The sequence below is a fragment of the Parasphingorhabdus litoris DSM 22379 genome (assembly GCF_020906275.1).
Classification (GTDB): domain Bacteria; phylum Pseudomonadota; class Alphaproteobacteria; order Sphingomonadales; family Sphingomonadaceae; genus Parasphingorhabdus; species Parasphingorhabdus litoris.
Genome location: NZ_CP086727.1, coordinates 69,648 through 91,462, shown reverse-complemented (window position 1 = coordinate 91,462; position 21,815 = coordinate 69,648). Strand labels below are relative to the sequence as shown.

Here is a 21,815-nt window from a genome sequence, read left to right as displayed (position 1 = left end):
CGCTCCTACGTTTGCCGTTATCGTCTCAACATCTAACAGGGTTTCGATGAGTGAATCACGCGTTTTTCAACTGATTCACCAAGCTATCAAGCTGCAGCTCGCCGTCTCTCGTTTGACCGCCAATATCCAGGAATTGCTGCATCTTTGATCGCGCGTCCGGTGTACGGATAAGTTGCTGGAAGAGGAATGATTCTTCGGCAAGGCCTTTGTCCGATGGACCGGCGGCATTGTTGATCGATTGCTTGGCAAACCTGACCGCCTCGACTGGAAAACCGGCAATACGCTGCGCCAATGCGCGAACTTTGCCATCAATGTCCTTTGCCGCATAAGTTCGGTTCAGATAGCCCCAGCGTTCCGCCGTTTCGGCGTCCAGATCTTCTCCACCCAGGATGACTTCCATCGCCCGGCCATGGCCCATGATATTCGCGAGGTTTTGGGTGCCCGTGCCACCTGGCAAGATGCCCAGCGGGACCTCCATTTGATTGATGATCGTTTTCCCCTGTACGCCAAAGCGCATGTCCATGTTCGATATAATCTCGTTGCCGCCGCCGCCCACGCGTCCTTCCACCTGCGCAATCGTGACCTTGTCCATCGAGCGAAAGCGCTGGCACATGACATGGAACGGATTGGGATCGGTGCTGCGTTCCGCAGGTCTGTCGACCGGAAAGGACAGAATCAACTCGACGTCGAAATGCGCCATAAAAAAATCAGGATCGGCACTTTTAAAGAGAATGACGGTAATATCGGAATCGGCCTCGAGCTCCTCGGCAAGCGCTATCCATTCTTCGAAAAGCTGCTGGGTGATCAGGTTGATGGGTGGATTGGAGATGATGACTTCGCCCAGTCGTCCAGTTTTGGTAACTGACAATAGTTCGTAATCATAAGCCATTTACGTCCCCCCATGAAACCGGGATAGGTTAGCGGCGCAATAGAAACACCGCATGTTCTGCAAGCAGATTGGCCAGACCGCGCCCGGTTTGCTTGTCACCGCTCAGGAACCATTGCCCCTCTTGTTTCAATTCCCCGTCGCGCACCAATGCGCGGAAATCGTCGATCGTTACGTGGTGAATATTTGGCGTATCATACCACGTTTGCGGCAGCAATCGCGTGACCGGCATCCGGCCGCCCATCAACAGTGACATGCGCACCCGCCAGTGCGCGAAATTGGGGAAGCTGACAAAAGCCTGTTTGCCGATGCGCAGCAGTTCATCGACTATCTGATCCGGCCGGTGGGTGGTCTGCAACGTCTGGCTGAGGATGGCATAGTCGAAACTGGCGTCGGGATAGGCTGACAGATCGGTATCGGCATCGCCCTGCACCACTGACAGGCCTTTGCTGACTGCGCTGGCGACATTAGCCGGGTCGATTTCCAATCCGCGAGCGTCCACCTGTTTCTGATCGCGCAAGGCGGCCATTAAAGCGCCGTCGCCGCATCCGATGTCGAGGACGCGCGCATTGGGGCTGATATTGTCAGCGATAATCTGGAGATCAGGGCGGAGTTTGGTCATGCTTTGTCCAACGACGCGCTAGCGTCAATTGAAGAAGATGTTCGTTCGCGCGAAGCCGCGAAGGCGCAAAGATAGTGCGGCTGCCCCACCTTTTCGCGCCTTCGCGCCTTCGCGCGCAAACCAAATAACGGCAGATAAACTGAGTGACCTTTGGTCATCATGTTTCCCCCGCCTTCAAAAACCCGTCAACAATCCGGTTCATCTCAGGATTTTCGAGCAGGAAGCTGTCATGACCAAAAGCACTGGACAGCTCAACAAAGCTCGCCGCCGCGCCGGCCGCATTCAACGCATGGACGATCGTCCGCGATTCACTGGTTGGGTAGAGCCAGTCGGTATCGAAGCTGATCAGGCAGAACCGCGTTTGGGATCCCTTGAACGCATGGGCCAATGTGCCGCCATGGGCCTCGGCCAGATCAAAATAGTCCATCGCCCGCGTGATATAGAGGTAGCTGTTGGCGTCAAAGCGATCGACAAAGCTGATTCCCTGATGCCGCAAATAGCTTTCCACCTGAAAATCCGCATCAAAGCCGAAAGTCTTACTGTCCCGGTCTTGCAACCGCCGGCCAAATTTCTCGGTCAGGCCTTCTTCGGAAAGATAGGTGATATGCGCCGCCATGCGCGCCACCGCGAGGCCGCTGCTCGGCGGATCATCATCGGCATAATAGGCACCGCCGCGCCAGCGCGGGTCGGCCATGATCGCCTGTCGCCCGACCTCGTGAAAGGCAATATTTTGCGCCGAATGGCGGGCCGCGGACGCGATAATGACCGCGGATTTGACTCGCTCCGGATAGAGCGCAGTCCAGCTTATCGCCTGCATTCCGCCCATGGACCCGCCGATGACGGCATGAAGCCGCTCAATGCCAAGATGATCGAGCAGCAGCGCCTGCGCCCGCACCATATCGGCGATGGTCAGTACCGGGAAATCCATACCCCACGGCTTTTCTGTCGCCGGGTTCATCGTCGCCGGCCCGGAGGATCCCATGCAGCTACCGATGACATTGGCGCAGATGATGAAATGGCGGTCGGTATCAATCGGGTTGCCTGGCCCCACCATGCGCACCCACCAGCCGTCTTTGCCGGTAACCGGATGGGTTGAGGCGACATATTGATCGCCGGTCAGCGCATGGCAGATCAGGATCGCATTGCTCGCATCCGCATTTAAAGCGCCATAGGTTTCATAGGCGAGATCTACCGGCGCCAGCGCACCGCCACTATCCAGCGGCAATGGCCCCAGCAGGCGGACTTTTTTGTCCAGCCCAAAACGCGCATCTTCACTCATGATTCCACTCATATTTCCAAGGGGCTAAGGGGCGATGACGCGGCGGTCAAATGATATTGCAGTTGACTGACAGGCTGGGGCGGCTAGTCCGGCTGCATATTCAGACATAAGCATCGAGAGTCTCCTATGGGAAATCAAACACCACAGCCAAAAGACTGGATCATGGACATTGCCGCCTATGTGCCGGGCAAGGCAGGCAGCGATGACGGCAAAAAGCTGATCAAATTGTCGGCCAATGAAAATCCGCTAGGGTGCAGCGCGGACGCCACCGATGCGATGAAAGCTGCGGCGGCCAGTGTTGATCGCTATCCCGATGGTGGCTCTAACGCGCTCCGCGCCGCGATTGGTGCGAAATTTGGTCTCGATCCAGCCCGCATCATTTGCGGCACCGGGTCGGATGATGTGCTGCAGCTGGTCGCTAACGCGTTTACCGGGCCGGGCGATGAAGTCATCTATGTACGCTATGGCTTTGCAGTCTATGAAATTGCTGCCAAGCGCTATGGCGGCACGCCGGTGGTCGCCGATGACCGCGATTATGGGACCGACATTGACGCCATACTCGCCAAAGTCACCGACAAGTCCAAGCTGATCTATCTGGCCAACCCCAATAATCCGACGGGCACATTGTCCAGCGCAGACGAGATAAAACGCCTGCATGATGCGCTGCCGAGCCATGTTCTGCTGGTGATGGATGGCGCCTATGCCGAATATCTCGAAACGGACGAAGATGATGGTGCATTGGAACTGGCCAAGACGGCAGAAAATGTCCTGATCACGCGAACATTCTCCAAAATTCATGGCCTGGCGGCTGAGCGCATTGGTTGGGGCTATGCCTCCGCCGCGATTATCGACGCGATGAACCGCATTCGTCAGCCTTTCAATGTCACCACAGCAGGACAGGAAGCGGCGCTCGCAGCGCTGGCGGATGATGATTTCGTCGAACATAGCCGCGACCATAATCGCGAGTGGCGCGACTTGATGACACAGGAGATCGAGGCGCTTGGCAATCACGGTTTGCGCGTCGTTCCGTCCCACACCAACTTCCTGCTCGTCCTGTTTGAGGGCGCGCTTTCGGCAGAGGCGGCGAACAACGCCTTGATGGAGAAAGGCTATGTCGTGCGCTGGCTGCCGGGTCAGGGACTGGTCAACGGCCTGCGCATCACCATCGGAACCGAGGAAGAAAATCGCGGTTTCATGGACGCGCTGCGGAGCATATTGGAAGCCGCTGACTGATGCTGCCATTTGCGAATATCACGATTATCGGTCTGGGCCTGATCGGCTCTTCCATTGCCCATGGCGTCAAAGCCAGCATGCCGACCGCTCGCATAACGGGCTATGATGCCGATGCCGCTGTTCGTGCGCGCGTGCAGGAACTTGGCTTTTGTGATGATGTTGCCGACAGCGCTGGTGCGGCGGTGATTGATGCCGATCTTGTGCTGCTTTGTGTGCCGGTTGGCGCCATGGCGTCAATTGCTTCGGAAATGGCCGAAGACCTGCCGAAAGACGCGGTTATCAGCGATGTTGGATCATCCAAGGGCAATGTCATCGCCTCTCTGCAAGCCGCTTTGCCGGATGCGCGGATCATTCCCGCTCACCCTGTCGCCGGAACCGAGCATAGCGGCCCGGACGCTGGTTTCGCGACCCTGTTCCACGACCGCTGGTGCATATTGACCCCGCCCGAAGATGCACAGGAAGGCGATATCGAACGCGTACGCGCCTTCTGGGAAAAGCTGGGCGCGAATATCGAGATTATGGATGCGAAACATCATGATCTTGTGCTCGCCGTGACCAGCCATTTACCGCATCTGATCGCCTATACGATTGTCGGCACCGCGTCCGATCTCGAAGATGTGACGCGCAGCGAAGTGATTAAATATTCTGCTGGCGGTTTTCGTGATTTCACCCGGATTGCGGCTTCCGACCCCACCATGTGGCGCGATGTGTTCATGTCGAACAAGGATGCGGTGCTGGAAATGCTGCAACGTTTTTCAGAGGACCTCACCGCCCTGCAACGCGCCATCCGCTGGGACAAGGGCGATGAACTGTTCGACCTGTTCACCAAAACCCGCGCCATCCGCCGCCGGATTATCGAAGAAGGCCAGGACGATGCCGCGCCCGATTTCGGTCGCAGCCACGAATAAAGTCAGACAGCCAATCGCGATTGCTTCTTTGCAATCACATAAACATGCTTTTCCGGATATTGGTCGAGCTCAAGGTGCATCAGCGTGAGCCCGTTTTCCAGAAGTATCCCGACATTATCTGCTATTCCTATCGAGCTGTAATAAAAGCTGTCACCTAGCCATTCACTTTCGTGAGCGCCAGCATCATTGCCGAACGTGTAAATAACTACGCCATCATCGGCCAATAGCTGACACAGCTTGGTGACAACCGGCCTTTGCATGTCGAGTGGAAGATGAAAGATACTGTCCCAAGCGACGATAAAATCATATCTATCCGCCGTTTCCCAAGAACAGATATCTTGATGCAGAAAGGTTTCGTCAGGGTGATTGAGCGCCGCTAGCCGGACCATCTCTTGCGAAACATCCAAGCCAGTAATCTGAAACCCGTTAGACTGCAGGATACGAACAAACCGTCCGCCGGCCCCGCAGCCCACGTCCATCGCTTTTCCGCCCTTAGCAGCATAGCTGATTGCCCGTTGAAACGGCTCGACACCATAAGTGGAATCATGATGTCGATCATGCCACCATTGGGCGATTTTGTCGTATTTCTTACCAAGAACCAAAGGTTTCATCATATTGCCTTTTGGAATTCGGGATCTGGAAAATCATCCACTCCGGCTCGCTCTACTAGATTCAATCGTTCAGCTTGTTGATCGCTTCATGCACTCTGTCACGGATATCATCGCGGTCGAGCCCTGGCTCAATTTCCGGTTGCACTTCATAAGTGATCACCCCGCTGTTCTGAACAAATGTATCGCGCGGCGAGACCAGCCCGCTATCCAGCGCCACCGGCACCAAAGGCAGCCCCATTAGTTTGTATATTCCGGCAAAACCGGTTTGCAATTCGGGGCGCTCGCCATGATGGGCACGGCTGCCTTCCGCAAAAATGACAATCGGGCGTCCTTCGGCTTTGGCTCTTTTGGCCTGCTTGATAATCTGACGCATTGCTGCGCCGCCGCCATTGCGATCAATGCCGAGAAGCCCGTGCTTTTTGGCGATCCAACCCCATAGCGGTATGACCAGCAGCTCTTTCTTTGCAATCACCACGGGCTTGTCAAAAATACGCAGCAAATCAATCGTTTCAAACATGCTTTCATGCTTGAAAACATAAAGCAGAGATTCGTTGCGGATTTCCCCCTTTATCTCGACTCTTATGCCCAGAATCAGCCGCGCACATAGATAATGATACTGGCTCCACAGCTTGGCCATGAAATGGGTGCCGCGTACCGAGAATAAAGCGACCAGGAAAGCCAAAATGATGATCGGCGTAGATCCACCGTAGAAGAGCGGAATGAAGATGATCGACCGGATAGCTGCCAGCATGGCTAAACCCCCGCCAACGCGGCCAGGCGGCGCATCAGATATTTGTTATATTCTTTGAACAAGGTACCCAGGGCAGGCGCGCTGGGCACCGCGTCGGCCACGATCTTTATGTCCTGTGGCACGGCCCGTTCCAATTCAAGCTTGGCCCGCCGCATATGCCAATCCGAAGTCACCAGCCGCAATGTTGTATCTTCCCGCCGCGCGGTCCAGCGTGCTGTTTCCAGGGCGTTGGACCGCGTGTCTACGGCTTGGAACCCCAGATCAATACAACAATCAAACAATGTCAGATCACGCTCATAGGCTGCGGCAAGCTCGCCCGGCTTCACATCCCGATCGACCCCTGAAATCAGCAGATTATTGGCCTTGTTGCTTTCGAGCAACTGCAACGCATGCTCGATACGCTGCGGCCCGCCGGTTAGCACGACGATGGAATCGGTGCGGACATCATCATTCGCCGGCCGCGGCAGATCGACTGCAAACCAGACGAACCCAATCATCCAGAAAAGCAGCAAAAAACAGAGGAAACGAAGGATCATATGATGTGACTACAATATTTTTCTCAGCGCACCCATGACCGTCATTCGCGCAGTCACCATTGCAAGGACCATCCCCAATATCGGAACGGCACCGATAATCAACCAGCTATACCAGGACAGGCTCAGCGATTGCACCAAGCCGGAGCCTAGAGCCGAAAGCTGCATTCCAAGCAGCAATATGATCGCCGTGCCGCAGATTAATCCCAATATCCCGCCGAGAAGCGCATCGAGTGCAATGCGGCGTTGAAACAAACGGCTGATCTGGCGATCCGTGCCGCCGAGCAGATGAATAACGCCAATGGTTTCTTTGTGCGTGTTGAGCGCTGCGCGTGCGGAAATAATGACAGCGGCGGCCGTGGCCATGGCCAACAAGACAACCAAACCAAAAGCAATCCATTGCAAAGACTGCACCAGCGAAATGACAGGGGCAATCAGACCGCTGCTAGGTTCAACGCGGGCGTTTTCAGCCAAAGGACTGACAGCCGCACGCAACTGTTCGAGCTCGTTCGGGCCAGCGGGCCGCACCAATTTCAGATCAATCAGCGCGGGCAGGGGAATATCTGCCAACAAGCTACCTGTTTCACGGTCATCCGCTGTAGCGGTCTGGCCCAACCATGGCGCAATCAGTTCTTCAATCTCTTCTGGCGGCAAGACGCGCACTTCCTCCACCATTTCCATGCCGCGCAGCCGCGCCGCGCTGTCATTGGCTTCTCGCGCCTTAACATCAGGATTGGCCTGAATAATCTGAACGGTTGCCCGGCTGGACAGTTGATCGGACACATTTTGACCCGCTTCGGCAAAGGCCAAGCCCGCCGCCGTTGCCAAGACCATGAGGAAAATCATGATGGCAATGACCCATGGCATTGGTCCCGACAGCCGCCCTTCTGGAATCAGGCGGCGGTCATGGCTGGGAATAACGAAAAGGCTGAGCATCCGGTCGCTACCTAGGCTCGGTCACGCGGCAATGGTGGATTGCGCAAGGAACCGGTTGGATCCGAAAGCCCCCCCTTTTCCAGTTTCATCATTTGTGCGCCCGGAACTTTGCTGAGCAGGTGAAAGTCATGGGTCGCTACCACGATGGTCGTGCCCAATGTATTCAGCGCTTCGAATAGCTGTAACAGCCGCACAGCCATTTCGGGATCCACATTGCCGGTCGGCTCATCAGCGACCAATATTTCGGGCCGGCCAATAACCGCGCGAGCAATCGCGACCCTTTGCTGCTCACCACCCGACAAGGTAGCAGGGCGTGCCTCTGCACGGTCGCCAAGACCAACCCAATCGAGCATCTCCGCCACCGGCGTGATCAGGTCCTTTTCCTTCACGCCAGAAACTCTTAGCGGCAGCGCAATATTGTCAAAAGCGGACAGATGCGGCACCAGCCGGAAATCCTGAAACACCACACCAATGCGCCGCCTGAATCCAGGCAGTCTTTCCCGCGCCATGGTCACGGCATCTTCACCAAATAGCTTTATCAAACCCCGGCTAGGCCGCTGCGCCAGATAGAGCAGTTTCAACAGTGATGTTTTGCCAGCCCCCGACGCCCCGGTCAGAAAGTAAAAACTGCCGGGATAGAGGGTGAAACTAAGGTCCGACAGGGTTTCAGCGCCTGCCCCATAGCGCAGACCAACATTTTCAAATTGAACAATTTCATTCATCAGGATTTTTCAAATCATTTGATCGAGTTGGGATGCTGTAGATAGGCCTTCTTCAATAGGACGTTACCTCTCCCGAAATCAACTGCCGCGTGCGATCTGGTTGATCAAATTGACCTCAAGACGCGGAAAAAAAGGCTCTTGTCTCAAAAGCATGCAGCGCAGACTTGCAGTTTCATGGATTGCCGTGTTTAGAGGGACGTCATGATATTAAATTGCCCGGCTTGCAAGACACGTTATCTCGTGCCCGACAGCGCGATTGGCCCCACTGGCCGGTCGGTTCGCTGCGCTTCATGCCGTCATAACTGGTTCCAAGAGCCAGCGCCTCCGCCAGAGCCCGCCAAAACACCGCCATCGCCCAGACAACCCTTGCCCGGCGCTGCGCCTGTCCCGCGCGAACCTGCGCAATCCCCATCTTCTGATAGGCCCGATCCTGTGGACAGTCCTGCAGCGGCACCAGCTGCGCCCGCCGCACCACCTACGGGTTCGGTAACACCGCCTTTCGTGTCGGAAACCAGTAGCTTCGCGCATGAACCGCCGTTTAAACCGCGGCGTAATCCCGCCAAATTATGGACCATCGCCGCCATTGCTTTTGCAAGCCTCATCATCATTGGCGGCGGCGCCCTGTATGCTCTTGGACCGAAAAACTGGTTTGAAAATTATCAAATGGCGTCGGTGGATGACACGCCTTTGCTGATCGAACTCAGCGAAAAGCAGGATCGCCGCACGCTGCAAGACGGTACAGAATATTTTGCAGCCAGTGGAACCATTATCAATCCGTCAGATACTGAACAATCGGTACCATCTATGCTGGTTATCCTGCGCGATGCCAGCGGGCGGATCGTTTATAGCTGGAAAATGAAGGCCCCGGCCAAAACGCTCGCGCCGGGCGCACGAGTCAATTTCAACGAAGCCAAGCTCGATGTGCCGCGCGCAGCGAGCCAGTTAGAAGTTGGTTGGGCTGATATCACCCGCGAATAGCGGCTAGAAGACAGATCGATCCCAACGCTGATCAACGTCAGTGAAATTCGGTAACCAAGACAAGTGGGCGACCCTGGCGGGCAACCTCTCCGCGTGTGCGCATGAGTCGAAAAATATGGCGGTTTTGCTCGTTTGAATCCTGTTTCAGGATGATTGGCCGCAACATATCGTCAAACCGAACGGCCTCTCCATTGATTATTCTCGCCGAAGCCGTTGCTTGCGCGCGCGCACCGGATTGCGAAGGGTTTTGCGCGGCGGCAGGAACACTCGTCAGTGATAGGGCCAGTGCCATCAAGGAAAGCAAGTGTTTGCGCATGCGCCCTAGAAAGCCCGCAAAACTGCCCCCTGACAAGGTAAATAAAAGGTTAACAGGCCAATTTTTCGTTCTCTTCCCCTTTAAAAGGGACGAAGCGAGCAAAACTGTGTGAGAAGGGGACATTTTCGGCTGTGGCATTAATGCGGATGCCGCGTGGTATCAGCAGCAACAATATCTGTTGCGGGCCCATCCACCCTTTGCTAAGGGCACGCGCCTACCAGGGGCTCATGGCCCGGTTCGGATGACAGTGCGGTCGTGGCGGAATTGGTAGACGCGCAGCGTTGAGGTCGCTGTGGGATTAATCTCCCGTGGAAGTTCGAGTCTTCTCGACCGCACCAGTTTTTCTCTCGTACCTTCGAAAGTGATAACAACCCGTTTGCCGGGGCACTGATTTGTCCAAACTCACAAAAGTTGTGCGTGTCGGACCGGAGCGCGACCTGCTCTCTCGAGCTCCTCTTCTGCTTTTTTCCCCACTGCAGAAAGGTCCGGTCCGACGATGCAAAGCTATATGATTGGCGAATTTTCAAAAGATGTCCATTAGGGCATGCACACCGGCTTCCCATCTGCTGGATCGCCATCATTGCCAACATGGGACAGATTAATTATTTTTTGACGCTAAGTCCCTAAATTCGTTACTGTGTTGTTTAGCACAAAGCATGCTCTATCATGGTTTATCAGCAAACCGGCATCGCAAATCACAAGGATCACTCCATTGGCTCTCAAAAATCGCGACAACGACTGGCGGTCGGATTTGGCAAGAGTAGATGGCGCGCGTCCCATGCTGAAAGAACAATCTTTATGGGCGATTAAAGTCTATCGATATGGCCGGTCCGTGGACGAACGAAAAAACGGCTTTCGAAAATGGTATGGCACGAAATTATACTGGATGCTGTTTCGCTTTGTCGAAACGCTGTTCGGGATCAGCATACCAAAAGAGGCCAGCGTTGGACCGGGTTTAAGGATCTGGCACTTTGGCGGTATTTTCATCAATCCTGGGGTTATCCTGGGATCAGGCTGCACGCTGCGACAAGGCGTAACCATTGGCAACCGCGTTGAAGGCGGCGGCGTGCCCCATATTGGCGACAATGTTGAAATCGGCGCCTATGCACAGATACTCGGCGATATCCGTATCGGCAACAATTGCAACATCGGCGCATCAGCCGTTGTCCTTTGTGACGTGCCGGACGGAAAAACCGCGGTCGGCAATCCGGCGAAGATTATCTAACGCCGGAATGATCGAATTTTTTGAAAGCCCGCCCCATGAATGCAAATGATGACATGTCTGACCGCACGAAAATAGCCTATCTGGTCAATCAATACCCTACGATCAGCCATACGTTTATCAGGAACGAGATACTGGAGCTCGAACGGCAGGGGTTTGATGTCACGCGTATATCGGTTCGCGGTTGGGATGCCGAGCTTACCGATGATGCGGACGTGGCCGAACGGGACAAGACATCCTATCTGCTATCGGGCGGTGTCGGGCCGCTGATCATCAGCCTGATCAAGATGCTTTTTTCCCAACCGGTCTCTCTTTTCTCCGCCTTCATGCTGGCCATGAAAATGGGCCGGATCAGCGAACGCCCGACGCTTTTGCATCTCGTCTATCTGGCCGAGGCCTGTCTTTTATTTGGCAAGATGCGGCAAAATGATGTCACCCATGTCCACTGCCATTTTGGCACCAATGCGACCGAAGTGGGGATGCTGTGCAGTGTCTTTGGCAAGACCTCTTACAGCTTCACGGTGCATGGACCGGAAGAATTTGACAAAGCCCACAGCCTCAATCTTCGCGAGAAAGTTAAGCGCGCCCGTTTTGTTGCCGCGATATCCGCCTTTGGCCGCAGTCAGATTTTTCGCTTTGCACGCGAGGAAGACTGGGAAAAGGTCAAGATCGTCCATTGCGGACTCGGCGCTGAGTTTATCGACAGTGAGGTTTCGAACCCGCCATCGACACCGCATTTGGTGACGGTCGGCCGGTTCGCTGAGCAAAAGGGGCAAATCATCCTGATCCGGGCCTGCCATCTGCTCGCCCAAAAGGGCGTCCTGTTTGAACTGACCATGGTCGGGGATGGCGACATGCGGCCCCAGATTGAGCAAGAAATTGCGCAATATGGCCTGGAAAAATCCATTCATCTGGTTGGCTGGAAAAGCGGTGCCCAGATCAGGGATATCACCGCGCGGTCCAAAGCGCTGGTTGTCCCGAGTTTCGCGGAAGGCCTGCCGGTCGTGATCATGGAAGCGATGGCGATCGCACGGCCCGTTATCTCCACCTATGTCGCCGGCATTCCCGAACTTGTCCGCGACGGCAGCGAAGGTTTTCTGGTCTATGCGAGCGATGCAGAAGGCCTTGCGATCGCCATGGAAAAGCTGTTGAAGCTTGACGATAGCGCGCTCAAATCCATGGGCGAGCAGGCGCGCGAGCGCGTTCGGGAGCGGCATGCGATTGTTAACGAAGCCGCAAAACTCAAAGCGCTTTTGCTCGAAAAGTCGATCTAAACCGGCAACATTCGCGCGGCACCATCAGGACCTATTCCCGTCAAAACCCGATTGCAAACCCGACCCGGCCGCCGGTTGTGCCTTTGACGGAAGATCCCGCGATACCGCCAGAAAAGTAGATTTTATCGGTCAGCCGTCCGATTATGGCAGTAGAGAATCCGCGCTCCCCGCCATAGGTTGCCAGATTGAAGGATAGCGACACATTGCTATCCGGCACGATGATGGCGCCCGACATGGCCATCGCGGCGGCTATCCCACCATTGGCCTGACGATCGATCAACGAAACCCGTTCTTCCAATGCCGATGCGCGGTTCTCCAATCCTGTTACGCGGCCGTCGAAGTCAAGCAATCCGGAGACATCGATATTAAGCGCCCCCAAATTGCCGGCCGCATCTGTGGTGACGAGACTGAGCGCCCCTTCCTGTGCAGCCTGACTGGCCGCTGAAGTGACGCCGGAAATGCGCACCGTTGCATTTTCTCCGCCCAGTGCGATCAGATTGTCGCGGTCTGCAACCGCGCCCGGACCGATGGCCACTGCGCCATCACCAATGGCAGAAGCACCATTGCCCAGCGCAATGGCACCATTGCCGGTTGCGACGTTCAGATTGCCGATGGCCACTGCCCCTGTTCCCGTTGCGCGATTGTCAGCACCCAGCGCCACCGCGCCCGTCCCGGTTGCAAAATTGGGATCGCCAATCGCCACCGCACCGTTGCCGGAAGCTTCATTGCCCGCACCGATAGAAACCGCTTTGCCATTCATTGCCTTTGCATTTGATCCGATGGCCACAGATTCTTCGCCACTGGCCTCGCTGCCGGTACCGATGGCCAGCGCATTTTCGCCCGTCGCACTGGCGCCGGGGCCATTGCTGTTGCTCTCGAAAAAGGCCAGTTCGGCACCATTGGCTTCGGCCTGCGCCAGCGCACGATTGGCATCGGTTTGCGCCTGCATCGCCTCCGTCCGAGCGGTATCGGCACTGGCCTGTGCTTTCACCGCATTTTCAAAGGCTTCATCGGCCTTTTCCTGTGCCTCTACCACACCTGCACCAGCTTGATCCGCCGCCAGCTGCGCGGCCCTCGCTTCGGCACGCGCCGTGTCGGCTGTGGTTTGTGCGGTAGCGGCATTGGCAAAAGCCTCATCCGCGCGCGTTTGGGCCGCGGCGGCTTCCACGCGCGCTGTATTGGCCGTGTTTTGTGCTGTCGCTGCGTTGGCAAGGGCTGTGTTGGCAGTCGATTGCGCATTGGCGGCATCTGTTCGCGCCTGATCTGCTGTACCCTGTGCGGTCGCGGCATTGGCGAGCGCGGTATCGGCGGTCGTCTGAGCGTTGGCAGCGGCATTAGCCGCGACATTAACCTGTCCAACATTGGCCGCATCTGTATTCTCGGTACCCGTTGCAACATTAGTGATTTGCCGTTCAGCGCCGCTACTCCCGACCGAAACCGTGTTGTCACGGTCGGCCACAGAAGCTGCGCCCAGCGCTACCGCTTTGTCCGCTGTCGCCTGGGCTTCAATGCCTATGGCGACAGCATTTTCGCCCGATGCCACCGCGCCATCAGAATCCGGATCGGCCCCATCACCACCGATCGCAATCGCGCCATTGGCCTCCGCCCTGCTTCCGGCACCGACGGCAATGCTCTGTCTGCCAGACGCCGTGCTCCTATAACCGTTTGTTGTGCTAAAAAGACCACTTGCGACGCTGTCAAAACCGGTCGCGGTACTGGCGTCACCACTGGCCTCACTGCTGCTCCCTGTCGCCGTGCTGAAGTTGCCCGATGCCCGACTCTGGGCACCGATGGCCGTGCTGCCTTCCCCGGAGGCGTTGCTCAGATAACCATTGGCCGTCGCCCGGGTACCGCTGGCCGTACTGATCCCGCCAATGGCGGTGCTGTCTTCTCCGGTCGCGCTGGCCCTCGTTCCAAAGGCGCTGGCATTGTCACTCGAAGCCCGCGCGCGGTTACCAACCGCGCTCGCTCCTGCACCGCTTGCTTCGCTATTGTCCCCGATGGCGGTGCTGCCAGCCGCCGAGGCCATAGCCCCGTCACCGCATTCGAGTGTGTCGGCAGGATCGTCGGCATTGCCAGGAATGCCATCGGGGCCGGGATTGTTGCGACAACCGCTGGCGCCTGCCACTGCGATGGAGGCATTGAGCTGGGCGAGGTTCACCGCATCGGTGTCTTGCGTACCTGCTGCGACATTGACGATCTGCCGCTCTGCGCCGACAAAGCCGACCGATAAACTGTTGGCGCGATTGGCAACCGAACCATTGCCCAGCGCAACCGCATTAGCCGCACTTGCCAGTGCATCATTGCCGATTGCGATCGCGCCCCTGCCCGAGGCCGTAGCGCCAACAACGCCACTATTGCTGGGATCGTCGCCATCTGCACCAATGGCAATAGACTGGTCACCGCTGGCCTCACTTCTTGAACTGATAGCGGTGCTTCTGTCGCCTATCGCCGCTGCATCGATTCCGCATTCGAACCTACCGTTGGGATTGTTACGACAGCTGCCTGCACTGACTGTGGCGATGGAGGCGGTAAGCTGCCCGAGGTTAACAGCGTCAGTATCTTCCGTACCCGCTGCGACATTCACAATCTGTCGTTCCGCACCCGCTGAGCCTACGGATACCGTATTCGCGCGATTGGCTATCGAGCTTGCGCCCAGCGCCACCGAATTGAGCGCGGTCGCCTGTGCGCCGGATCCGAAGGTGCTGGATCGAACCGCCGAAGCCAGCGCATCATTGCCAACCGCTGTGCTGTCGTCCGCAGAGGCAACCGCGCCCAGTGTATCGACATCTCCGCCATCTTCGCCAATCGCGATTGAGCGATCCCCCGTCGCCTGTGCATCAATGCCAACCGCGACCGATCCCGCGCCTGTAGCCTGAGCGCCGCCACCAACCGCAGTGGAGCCGGATGCAATCGCACCAAGACCAACGGCCACTGCCCGTTCGCTGGTCGCCTGCGCATCATTGCCGATCGCAATCGCACCATTGGCTGAGGCGGTCGCGCCCTGATCATCTGCATCCTCGCCATCAGCGCCAATAGCAATAGAGCGGTCGCCGCTAGCCTCTGCCCTAGCTCCATTGGCTGTGCTGTTGATACCGGTCGCCGCACTAAAGGCGCCCGTTGCGGTAGTGTTTATAGCCGTCGCCATACTCGACCGGCCTAGGGCTGTGCTTTGAATGCCGGTGGCATCACTCGATACGCCAATCGCTGTGCTGGCGGTCGCCGTTGCCTCGCTTCGATAACCAATTGCTATGGTGTTCGTTGCGATTGCTTGGCTGAGGAATCCCACGGAGGTTCCATATAGACCGCTGGCCTTACTCGCAACCCCGATGGCTGTGCCGCCAGTGCCGATGGCCTCGCTCGCAGCCCCGATGGCTGTGCCGCTAAAGCCGCTGGCTTCACTAAAGCGGCCGATGGCCGTGCTTCTGCCGCCCGTCGCCTCACTATCTGAACCGATCGCGATGCTGCTGTCACCGCTGGCCTCTGCCCTAACTCCGCAAGCCAATTGGAGGTTATTTCCTTCCGCATCCGCGCCGCCATCGTCATCAATACCGGGGTCTACCTCGCCGTTGTTGTTGCGGTCGAGCAAACACGTTTCGGCTGCAGCAGGATTGGCAGCGGAAAGGGCCGCGATGCTGGTGGCGAGTAACAGGCTGCGGCGGATAGTTTTGGTTGAAGAGGTCATGATGCAAATTCCTTGATTGGGGTGCGCGCCATTGCGGCGGCTTGGCGGGCGGCTTGGCCCGATAATATTTGTGGGATATCTGGAGTGCTTGGTGGGCACGCGCGAAACGGACGGGACACCGGGGAGCACCCCGCCCATTCCCGCGGGTGCCTACTCATGCCCCCTCGATATCGAGCCTCGAAGGCTCGAATCTCGGTCGTGCGACAGCGCGCATAATATATTGGATCATATGGTCCTCCCCGGTGCTTTCAAACCGCCGGTCTCTGGTCGATAACCGGCGCAGAAATGGAGGCGGCGACGATGGCCGGCGCTGGGCCGAGTCCGTCCGTTTGCAATATGCCGTTTCCAGCCATTGCAGTTCCGATCCGTTTCTGAGATGATGTAAACAGCCGTAAAGGGAGGAAAAAAGGGGCCGTGGCCAGATTGTCCGAGATACGTTCAATTTTGTCCGAAATATGCTGTTGCCGGCCCGAAGCTGGCGACAAACCATGCGCGATCTGTGGGTTTTCGGGCGAATCACGGTGATCGGATTTGCACGAAAATGTGCAGTTCTAATGCTAGCGATGCTGTTATTCAGCGCCATATGGCCATCCGAGAGCCGTGCGCAGACCGACCATGCAGACTGCATCGCGAGTGGCGTTGATCAGGTTCCTGCGAACATCCTGGCAGATTTGCCAGACGGACAGTTAAAGCCACTTGCCGCCAGCTATTTTCTTGATCCAGCGGGAACAGTAAGTGCGGACAGTATAGCCAGTCAGGACTTCACCTCCACGCCTTGCCAAGAGCAATTTGACATAGCGCGATCCCCAGGGGCCTTGTGGCTGAAATTCACAGCCCGCAACCCCCATGCGGAAGCACAAATGTGGGGCATATCCTTCATGGAAACCGTGATGGATGATGTGACCCTGTTTCAGGCGCAAGGCGGCGCGCTTGTTCCGATAGCAAGAGACGGCCGAACCATCCCGGCGGCACGCAGCGACAACGACAGGCTGCAAACGTCGGTTTCCTTCGGCATCGAGCAAGGCCAAGAAGAAACTTACTATGTCCGTGTTTCGGGCACCTATGCACCATCTGTCACGCCCGTCATCGGATCGGTCAATCTGCTGTCGCGCTGGTCAAGCGGGTTTACCGCCATATCGGCTGTGATGCTCGGCTTTTGCATCATCATGACCCTGTTCAGCCTGATATTGTTCCGGCACATTCATCCCCGTTTCTATCAATTTTATACGGCCTATCTGATCGGTATGTTCTGCATGACCTTTCTGTTTGACGGATGGCCGCACGTCCTGTTCGGTTCGACTATTTCGACGCAGCAATGGAAGCCGTTTATCGAACTGGCGGCCGGTCTGGTGATGATCGCCAATATTCAATATTGCCGGATACTCCTGACCATTGACACCGATCCGCAGCAAAGAAAGCAGGCCGTATTTCATTGGCTCACCGGCCTTGGTGTGATCGGCACCCTCTGGGCGATGATCGATCCGCTTGACTGGGGAACCCCGGTTTCGATCCTGCTCATCATCAACCCATTTGTTCTTCTTTATGTGTCGGGGCGAAAGATGCTTGATGGCGTGAAACAGGCTGTCCCGGTTTTTGCGTCCTTGTTCGCGCTCAGCATCGGCCTTTTCGCGTCGCTCTATTTTTTCAAATTCCCCGTCCCGATCACGGAAACCAGCTCAGCCTTTGACCTGATCATGATGCGTCCGATTACGTTGAGTTATACCAGCTCGACGATCGTGGAAGCGATATTCATGATGGTCGCCATCTCTATCATGATCAATGCCATGCAGCGGCAAAGAAACGCCGCCGTCACCGAAGCGGTCAGGCTTCGGGACAAGATAGACATTGCACAGAAACAGCCAGCGCCAGCGGCGCCAGTACAAGCCGGCGCAGAGGACACGGGCGATACGCTCGATGCCCTGCTCGCGAGCAGTCTTGACAAAAAACTCCCGCCTCCCGCCGGACAGGGTTTTCTCGATCGCGCAACGCAGGCCGTGATTGAAAATGTCAGCCAGCGCGGTTTTGGCGCAGGCGCTCTGGCCTCGACGCTTGGCGTCACGGAAAAAACCCTGGGCCGCCGGCTTAAAAAAGCACAGGGGCTGACCCCGGCGGCCTTCATTCGCTCGATCCGCTTAAGCTATGCCCGCGACCTCATCATGCTGCGTCAGTTTGATACCATCGCCGAAATTGCCGAAGCGTCAGGGTTTTCAAGCGTCAGCCATTTCGCCAAATTATTCCGGCAAGAATTCAAGGAAAGCCCCAGCGAAGCGTTCAAGTCGCTTGAAAGTTTGTGATTATCATCCTCGTGATCGGTGAACGCTGCTGGTCCGGCCTACACATGTTGATTGAGGCCGTTGACCTTATAGCTTAACCGATCGCGCCGTCCTGCCAATCCAATACGGTAAGATAGTTGGCAAGCCGATTTTGCTCCAGTTTCGCGATGAGTGGGTTATCGTGAAACGGGATCAGAAGATCGCTCAATGGACCAGCCCAGGGTGCAGTGGCATCAAACACGATGCCCAGTCCAAAAACAGCCGGGATCTCTGCATAGGCCAATTGGTGTCCGCTGGCTTCGGCTTCGTTGATAAAATCAACAACGGCGCATTTTACGCCATTGCGTTCACCCCCTTCGTGCAATGCCAATCCAAATTGCCCCATGCCCCGAAAACCTTGTTCGCGCAGCAATCCGGATTGTCCGGGCTTGGTTCCGCCGTCCATGCAATAGTCATGACGAAATTCAGCGGGAATTCTATCGGGCGCATAATACATATCGCGGTTGGCTGCAGGCCAGCAGACATCATGCAATATTGCAAATAGCGGTTTCCCATCTCTTTCGCAGGCAGCTTCAATGGCCTTCAGTTCATGATAGACAGTAAACCAGTTATGATCGCCATCGACCAACCACGCATCAATATCTTTCAGTTCCGAAAAAGCGTCCAGGCTTGGCTTGGCGATATGGGTCACCTGCCCATGCGCATCCACCCAATCCAGAAATTCCTGCTTGGGTGTGGGATCGACACTGAAAAGATGGCCATTATTGGCTGCGGCATAGTCTGCCAATACGCTTGTCATTCCGCCATATTCCGCGCCGATTTCGGCGATTTGCGAAGCATCGGCAATGTTCATCGCGTTCACGATGATATCGGAAAATTCGGACATGGAGTGGATTAATAGCGTCATATCTAGGCAACCTTTTTAATGTCTGTTTTGGCGGAGCTGCTGAGGACCGTCGGCCGAAACACAAAGTTCAGCATCAGCGTCTCGCCAGTGGAAATGGTAGGCGGGGGAATCATCATGAATGCATCTTTCCGGGTGCAACGATGCAGGCCGGGCGCATTTTCGGTCATCGCCTCATAGATCGGATGCGCGGCAATGGAATCATCGTCGATTTTCTTGGCCATGAAATTTTCAATTTCCTGAAAATTGACTTCTTCTACTTGCAGCCAGTCGCAAATTTGTCCGAGCATGATCGCAACGTTAAACTGCCCCGTACCGACAGGGATCAGTGCCTGATAATAGCCATCACTGGTCGGGTAGGCATCAATTTCGATCTGCAAATGCTCCTGATCATCGGCAAGCATGACCGGAATTTTAATACTTCCGCTCTGGAAGTCGTTCTGACGCAGATCGAGCCCGAAACGATTGCCAGTGAACAGGGGTAAAAGCGCTTGCATGCCTTGCTGTTGCAATTCTCCTGGCAAATAAATGCGGGAGATATTTTTGGTATAAAATAAACCGCGTCGCCTCAGCCCCTGTCGGGCGGTTTCCGGATCGATGAACCTCAGCATGTCCTTCGTACCCAGATTCACATCATGATGGAAATTCTCGAAAATCCCGACTTCCCGCTCCACCGGCAAGAACAAGAGACGCGAAAGCGCGGCAGCAGCCATTTGACGTGCACTGTCGCTATCCCAAGAGCGAGGGGTCGTCGCCCAGCCGCAACCCAGTTGCTCCATGTAAGCCAGACATGCTGCCTGTGCATGGTCTCGCTCTTCACTCTGTTTGCCTTTGATATCGGCTGTGTCCCGCATTGGCTCGCCAGCCTCGCTATAGCCAAGAACGGAACCGTTGGATTGTGTGCAAAGCTGTTCCAAAACCGCTATCGATTCACACAGCGCGTTGAGGGCGCTGTTGTCATAGTGACGAACGTCAATAAGGCCCTTCTTATCCAGATCGGTTATCATCAACTCGCGCAGCAAGAGGTAGCGCCCGGATATATTCAGATCCATTTCCGCATTCAGTATCGGCGCAATAACATTCTGGACGGATCCGTTATAACCGAGATCGACAAACACGACATTGTCACCGTGTTCGACGCCATTTTTTTGAAGATGTGCAACCAACCCCGCTCTGAATTTTTCGGAACGAGAGATGATTTTTTTAACATTCTTCGCTTTCAGAATTTCCCGAATGAAGGCTTCCGGCGTCTTGAGGCCAGCAAGCTTGGGTATCTCTCCTCGGAAGAAAAGCAACTGCCGACAATAGGCGGCTTGCCGCTGGCTCGAATAGGCATCCTTTTTATTACTCGTTGCTTCCGCCATCAGGAATGATTCGATCGCCTTCCGGTCTTTGAAGCTCGCGGCATTGGCGGTGAAACGGCTCAGTTCGATCATGGCGACCTGGTCAGCATATTCTGGATAGGCTTCCATAAAGGCCTTGGCCGGCAAATATCCATCGCGGAGCAAGAAAAGCAGCTTTGGCTTTTTGCCAGTATTGGCTTCGATTGCATCAGACTCTTCTGCTATCCAGCGTGAGAAGCCCTGGAATATAGGACCCAGAACATCATGACCAAATTGAAAGGTCGCGTCGTTTTTTCGCCGTAGCGATATTTGCGCACGATGGGGCTGCAAGGAAGGCGCCACTTTACGCGTTTCCTTGTCCAGGACGGTTGCAGCTACTGCTTCCAGTCGCAAACGTTCTGATGCTTCATCGTCAAACTGCTCAAAATGAACACCGTGAATGCCGAGCTTGGCCGGAGCCTTGAAATCGGCCTCCAGATTGTCACCCAAATGCAGGATCTTTCCCGGGGAAATGCCCAAATCGGCAAGCACCGGCTTGAACAGGCCGCCCGCTTTGCTGGCGCCATATTCACAGGAACAAAAGATTCGATCAATTTTGTCGGCGATTTCCTGTCCAGCGGCATCCGTTATCAATCGGCGCAGCAACGGTTCCGGTAAATAGGTGTCAGAAACAATAATCACTTGCAGGCCGCGGCTTTTGGCACGATCTATCAGCTTGCAAACGGGATCGAAGGCGAAGCAATGCCGGGCCTCTGCCAAAAGCTCCTTGTCCACGCAGTCGGCAATGCGGGCATCATCGGCCTCGCGAAACATTTTCGCGTAAATTTCGCTAATCGTGACTTCGTTTTTATTCTTGTTCAGGATCAAGGCTTTTCGCGCTCGCTTCTCTGCCAGGACGCGCAATTCCATTGTGCAGTCCGCTATCTCCAAATCATGGAAAACATCCATTGGCCGATTGACGTTGCGCCAGATCAAAGTATCGAAACAGTCCAGTGACAATATTTCAATATTGTCATTCACATCATCCAGAAGCGCATCGATCTCCCAGCCAACAACGGTTTCTTTCATGTCCTTCAACTCCTTTTCTGTTGATCTGACAGACGTTGTTATCTCTCGCTCCGGCCATTTAAATTAAGGGCGGGCGCAAAACCTGACGATCTCAAGGAGCACACAGCAAAGCCTGTGCCAGTTTGGAAAGTGATTGATCAGACACCAGTTTTACCCACTTTTAGTGCCTTGTTCAGAGCTGAGTTGGTTACAAAAGCCGGCAGAGAGGCAAAGATTTGCCGTTCATCGGAAAAAATTTGCCGACCCTCGGCTGATTTTTCTCAATTGCCTA

18 protein-coding genes and 1 tRNA gene are annotated in these 21,815 nt (G+C 55.6%); 7 read left to right on the top strand and 12 right to left on the bottom strand.

Annotated features, from left to right (window positions below; all coding sequences use genetic code 11):
* Positions 1-55 precede the first annotated feature (55 nt).
* The 3 genes from BS29_RS00510 to metX all read right to left on the bottom strand — a co-directional run bounded on the left by BS29_RS00510 (position 56) and on the right by metX (position 2,787).
* The gene (locus BS29_RS00510) at positions 56-889 is read right to left on the bottom strand and encodes an enoyl-CoA hydratase/isomerase family protein (RefSeq protein WP_229954989.1); all 834 of its coding nucleotides are present in this window, start codon (positions 887-889) and stop codon (positions 56-58) included.
* 28 nt (positions 890-917) lie between these two features.
* Positions 918-1,508 (bottom strand): methionine biosynthesis protein MetW, encoded by a 591-nt coding sequence (gene metW, locus BS29_RS00505; RefSeq protein WP_229954988.1) that lies wholly within the window; start codon positions 1,506-1,508, stop codon positions 918-920.
* A 157-nt stretch (positions 1,509-1,665) separates the two neighbouring features.
* Positions 1,666-2,787: a homoserine O-acetyltransferase MetX gene (gene metX, locus BS29_RS00500; RefSeq protein WP_229954987.1), complete on the bottom strand. Its 1,122-nt coding sequence runs from the start codon at positions 2,785-2,787 to the stop codon at positions 1,666-1,668.
* Positions 2,788-2,913: 126 nt separating this feature from the next.
* On the opposite strand from metX, the gene hisC reads away from it, so the two are divergent.
* On the top strand, positions 2,914-4,020 hold the full coding sequence (hisC, locus tag BS29_RS00495; RefSeq protein ID WP_229954986.1) for a histidinol-phosphate transaminase: 1,107 nt from the start codon (positions 2,914-2,916) through the stop codon (positions 4,018-4,020).
* Complete coding sequence (locus tag BS29_RS00490) at positions 4,020-4,928, top strand: prephenate/arogenate dehydrogenase family protein (protein WP_229954985.1); 909 nt, start codon at positions 4,020-4,022, stop codon at positions 4,926-4,928. Before hisC ends, BS29_RS00490 begins: the two co-directional genes overlap by 1 nt.
* A gap of 2 nt (positions 4,929-4,930) precedes the next feature.
* On the opposite strand, the gene BS29_RS00485 is transcribed toward BS29_RS00490, so the two are convergent.
* From BS29_RS00485 to ftsE, 5 genes are read right to left on the bottom strand one after another with little or no spacing between them, the layout of a single operon-like run.
* The gene (locus BS29_RS00485) at positions 4,931-5,542 is read right to left on the bottom strand and encodes a class I SAM-dependent methyltransferase (RefSeq protein WP_229954984.1); all 612 of its coding nucleotides are present in this window, start codon (positions 5,540-5,542) and stop codon (positions 4,931-4,933) included.
* Positions 5,543-5,600: 58 nt separating this feature from the next.
* The gene (locus BS29_RS00480) at positions 5,601-6,290 is read right to left on the bottom strand and encodes a lysophospholipid acyltransferase family protein (protein WP_229954983.1); all 690 of its coding nucleotides are present in this window, start codon (positions 6,288-6,290) and stop codon (positions 5,601-5,603) included.
* Between the two features lie 2 nt (positions 6,291-6,292).
* Positions 6,293-6,826, bottom strand: a complete 534-nt coding sequence (locus BS29_RS00475) for a YdcF family protein (RefSeq protein WP_229954982.1) — start codon at positions 6,824-6,826, stop codon at positions 6,293-6,295.
* Between the two features lie 9 nt (positions 6,827-6,835).
* Positions 6,836-7,759, bottom strand: coding sequence for a cell division protein FtsX (locus BS29_RS00470; protein WP_229954981.1), 924 nt, complete (start codon positions 7,757-7,759; stop codon positions 6,836-6,838).
* A gap of 11 nt (positions 7,760-7,770) precedes the next feature.
* A complete protein-coding gene (gene ftsE / locus BS29_RS00465; protein ID WP_229954980.1) occupies positions 7,771-8,481 on the bottom strand; it encodes a cell division ATP-binding protein FtsE in 711 nt (236 codons plus the stop codon).
* Positions 8,482-8,682: 201 nt separating this feature from the next.
* On the opposite strand from ftsE, the gene BS29_RS00460 reads away from it, so the two are divergent.
* Complete coding sequence (locus BS29_RS00460) at positions 8,683-9,459, top strand: zinc-ribbon domain-containing protein (RefSeq protein WP_229954979.1); 777 nt, start codon at positions 8,683-8,685, stop codon at positions 9,457-9,459.
* A gap of 37 nt (positions 9,460-9,496) precedes the next feature.
* On the opposite strand, the gene BS29_RS00455 is transcribed toward BS29_RS00460, so the two are convergent.
* Positions 9,497-9,751, bottom strand: coding sequence for a hypothetical protein (locus BS29_RS00455; RefSeq protein ID WP_229954978.1), 255 nt, complete (start codon positions 9,749-9,751; stop codon positions 9,497-9,499).
* Between the two features lie 273 nt (positions 9,752-10,024).
* Here BS29_RS00455 and BS29_RS00450 point away from each other — a divergent pair.
* From BS29_RS00450 to BS29_RS00440, 3 genes are all read left to right on the top strand, one after another.
* A tRNA-Leu gene (locus tag BS29_RS00450) sits at positions 10,025-10,113 on the top strand.
* A 374-nt stretch (positions 10,114-10,487) separates the two neighbouring features.
* The gene (locus tag BS29_RS00445) at positions 10,488-11,000 is read left to right on the top strand and encodes a serine O-acetyltransferase (RefSeq protein WP_229954977.1); all 513 of its coding nucleotides are present in this window, start codon (positions 10,488-10,490) and stop codon (positions 10,998-11,000) included.
* A 35-nt stretch (positions 11,001-11,035) separates the two neighbouring features.
* On the top strand, positions 11,036-12,271 hold the full coding sequence (locus tag BS29_RS00440) for a glycosyltransferase (protein WP_229954976.1): 1,236 nt from the start codon (positions 11,036-11,038) through the stop codon (positions 12,269-12,271).
* Between the two features lie 40 nt (positions 12,272-12,311).
* On the opposite strand, the gene BS29_RS00435 is transcribed toward BS29_RS00440, so the two are convergent.
* Positions 12,312-15,956 (bottom strand): hypothetical protein, encoded by a 3,645-nt coding sequence (locus BS29_RS00435; protein ID WP_229954975.1) that lies wholly within the window; start codon positions 15,954-15,956, stop codon positions 12,312-12,314.
* Between the two features lie 488 nt (positions 15,957-16,444).
* Here BS29_RS00435 and BS29_RS00430 point away from each other — a divergent pair, with 488 nt between their 5' ends.
* A complete protein-coding gene (locus BS29_RS00430) occupies positions 16,445-18,250 on the top strand; it encodes a helix-turn-helix domain-containing protein (protein ID WP_229954974.1) in 1,806 nt (601 codons plus the stop codon).
* A gap of 73 nt (positions 18,251-18,323) precedes the next feature.
* On the opposite strand, the gene BS29_RS00425 is transcribed toward BS29_RS00430, so the two are convergent.
* Both BS29_RS00425 and BS29_RS00420 read right to left on the bottom strand, forming a co-directional pair.
* On the bottom strand, positions 18,324-19,136 hold the full coding sequence (locus tag BS29_RS00425) for a class I SAM-dependent methyltransferase (protein ID WP_229954973.1): 813 nt from the start codon (positions 19,134-19,136) through the stop codon (positions 18,324-18,326).
* 2 nt (positions 19,137-19,138) lie between these two features.
* Positions 19,139-21,544 carry an HAD family hydrolase gene (locus BS29_RS00420; protein ID WP_229954972.1) on the bottom strand — a complete coding sequence of 802 codons (2,406 nt, stop codon included), beginning with the start codon at positions 21,542-21,544 and terminating at the stop codon, positions 19,139-19,141.
* Positions 21,545-21,815: the final 271 nt, after the last annotated feature.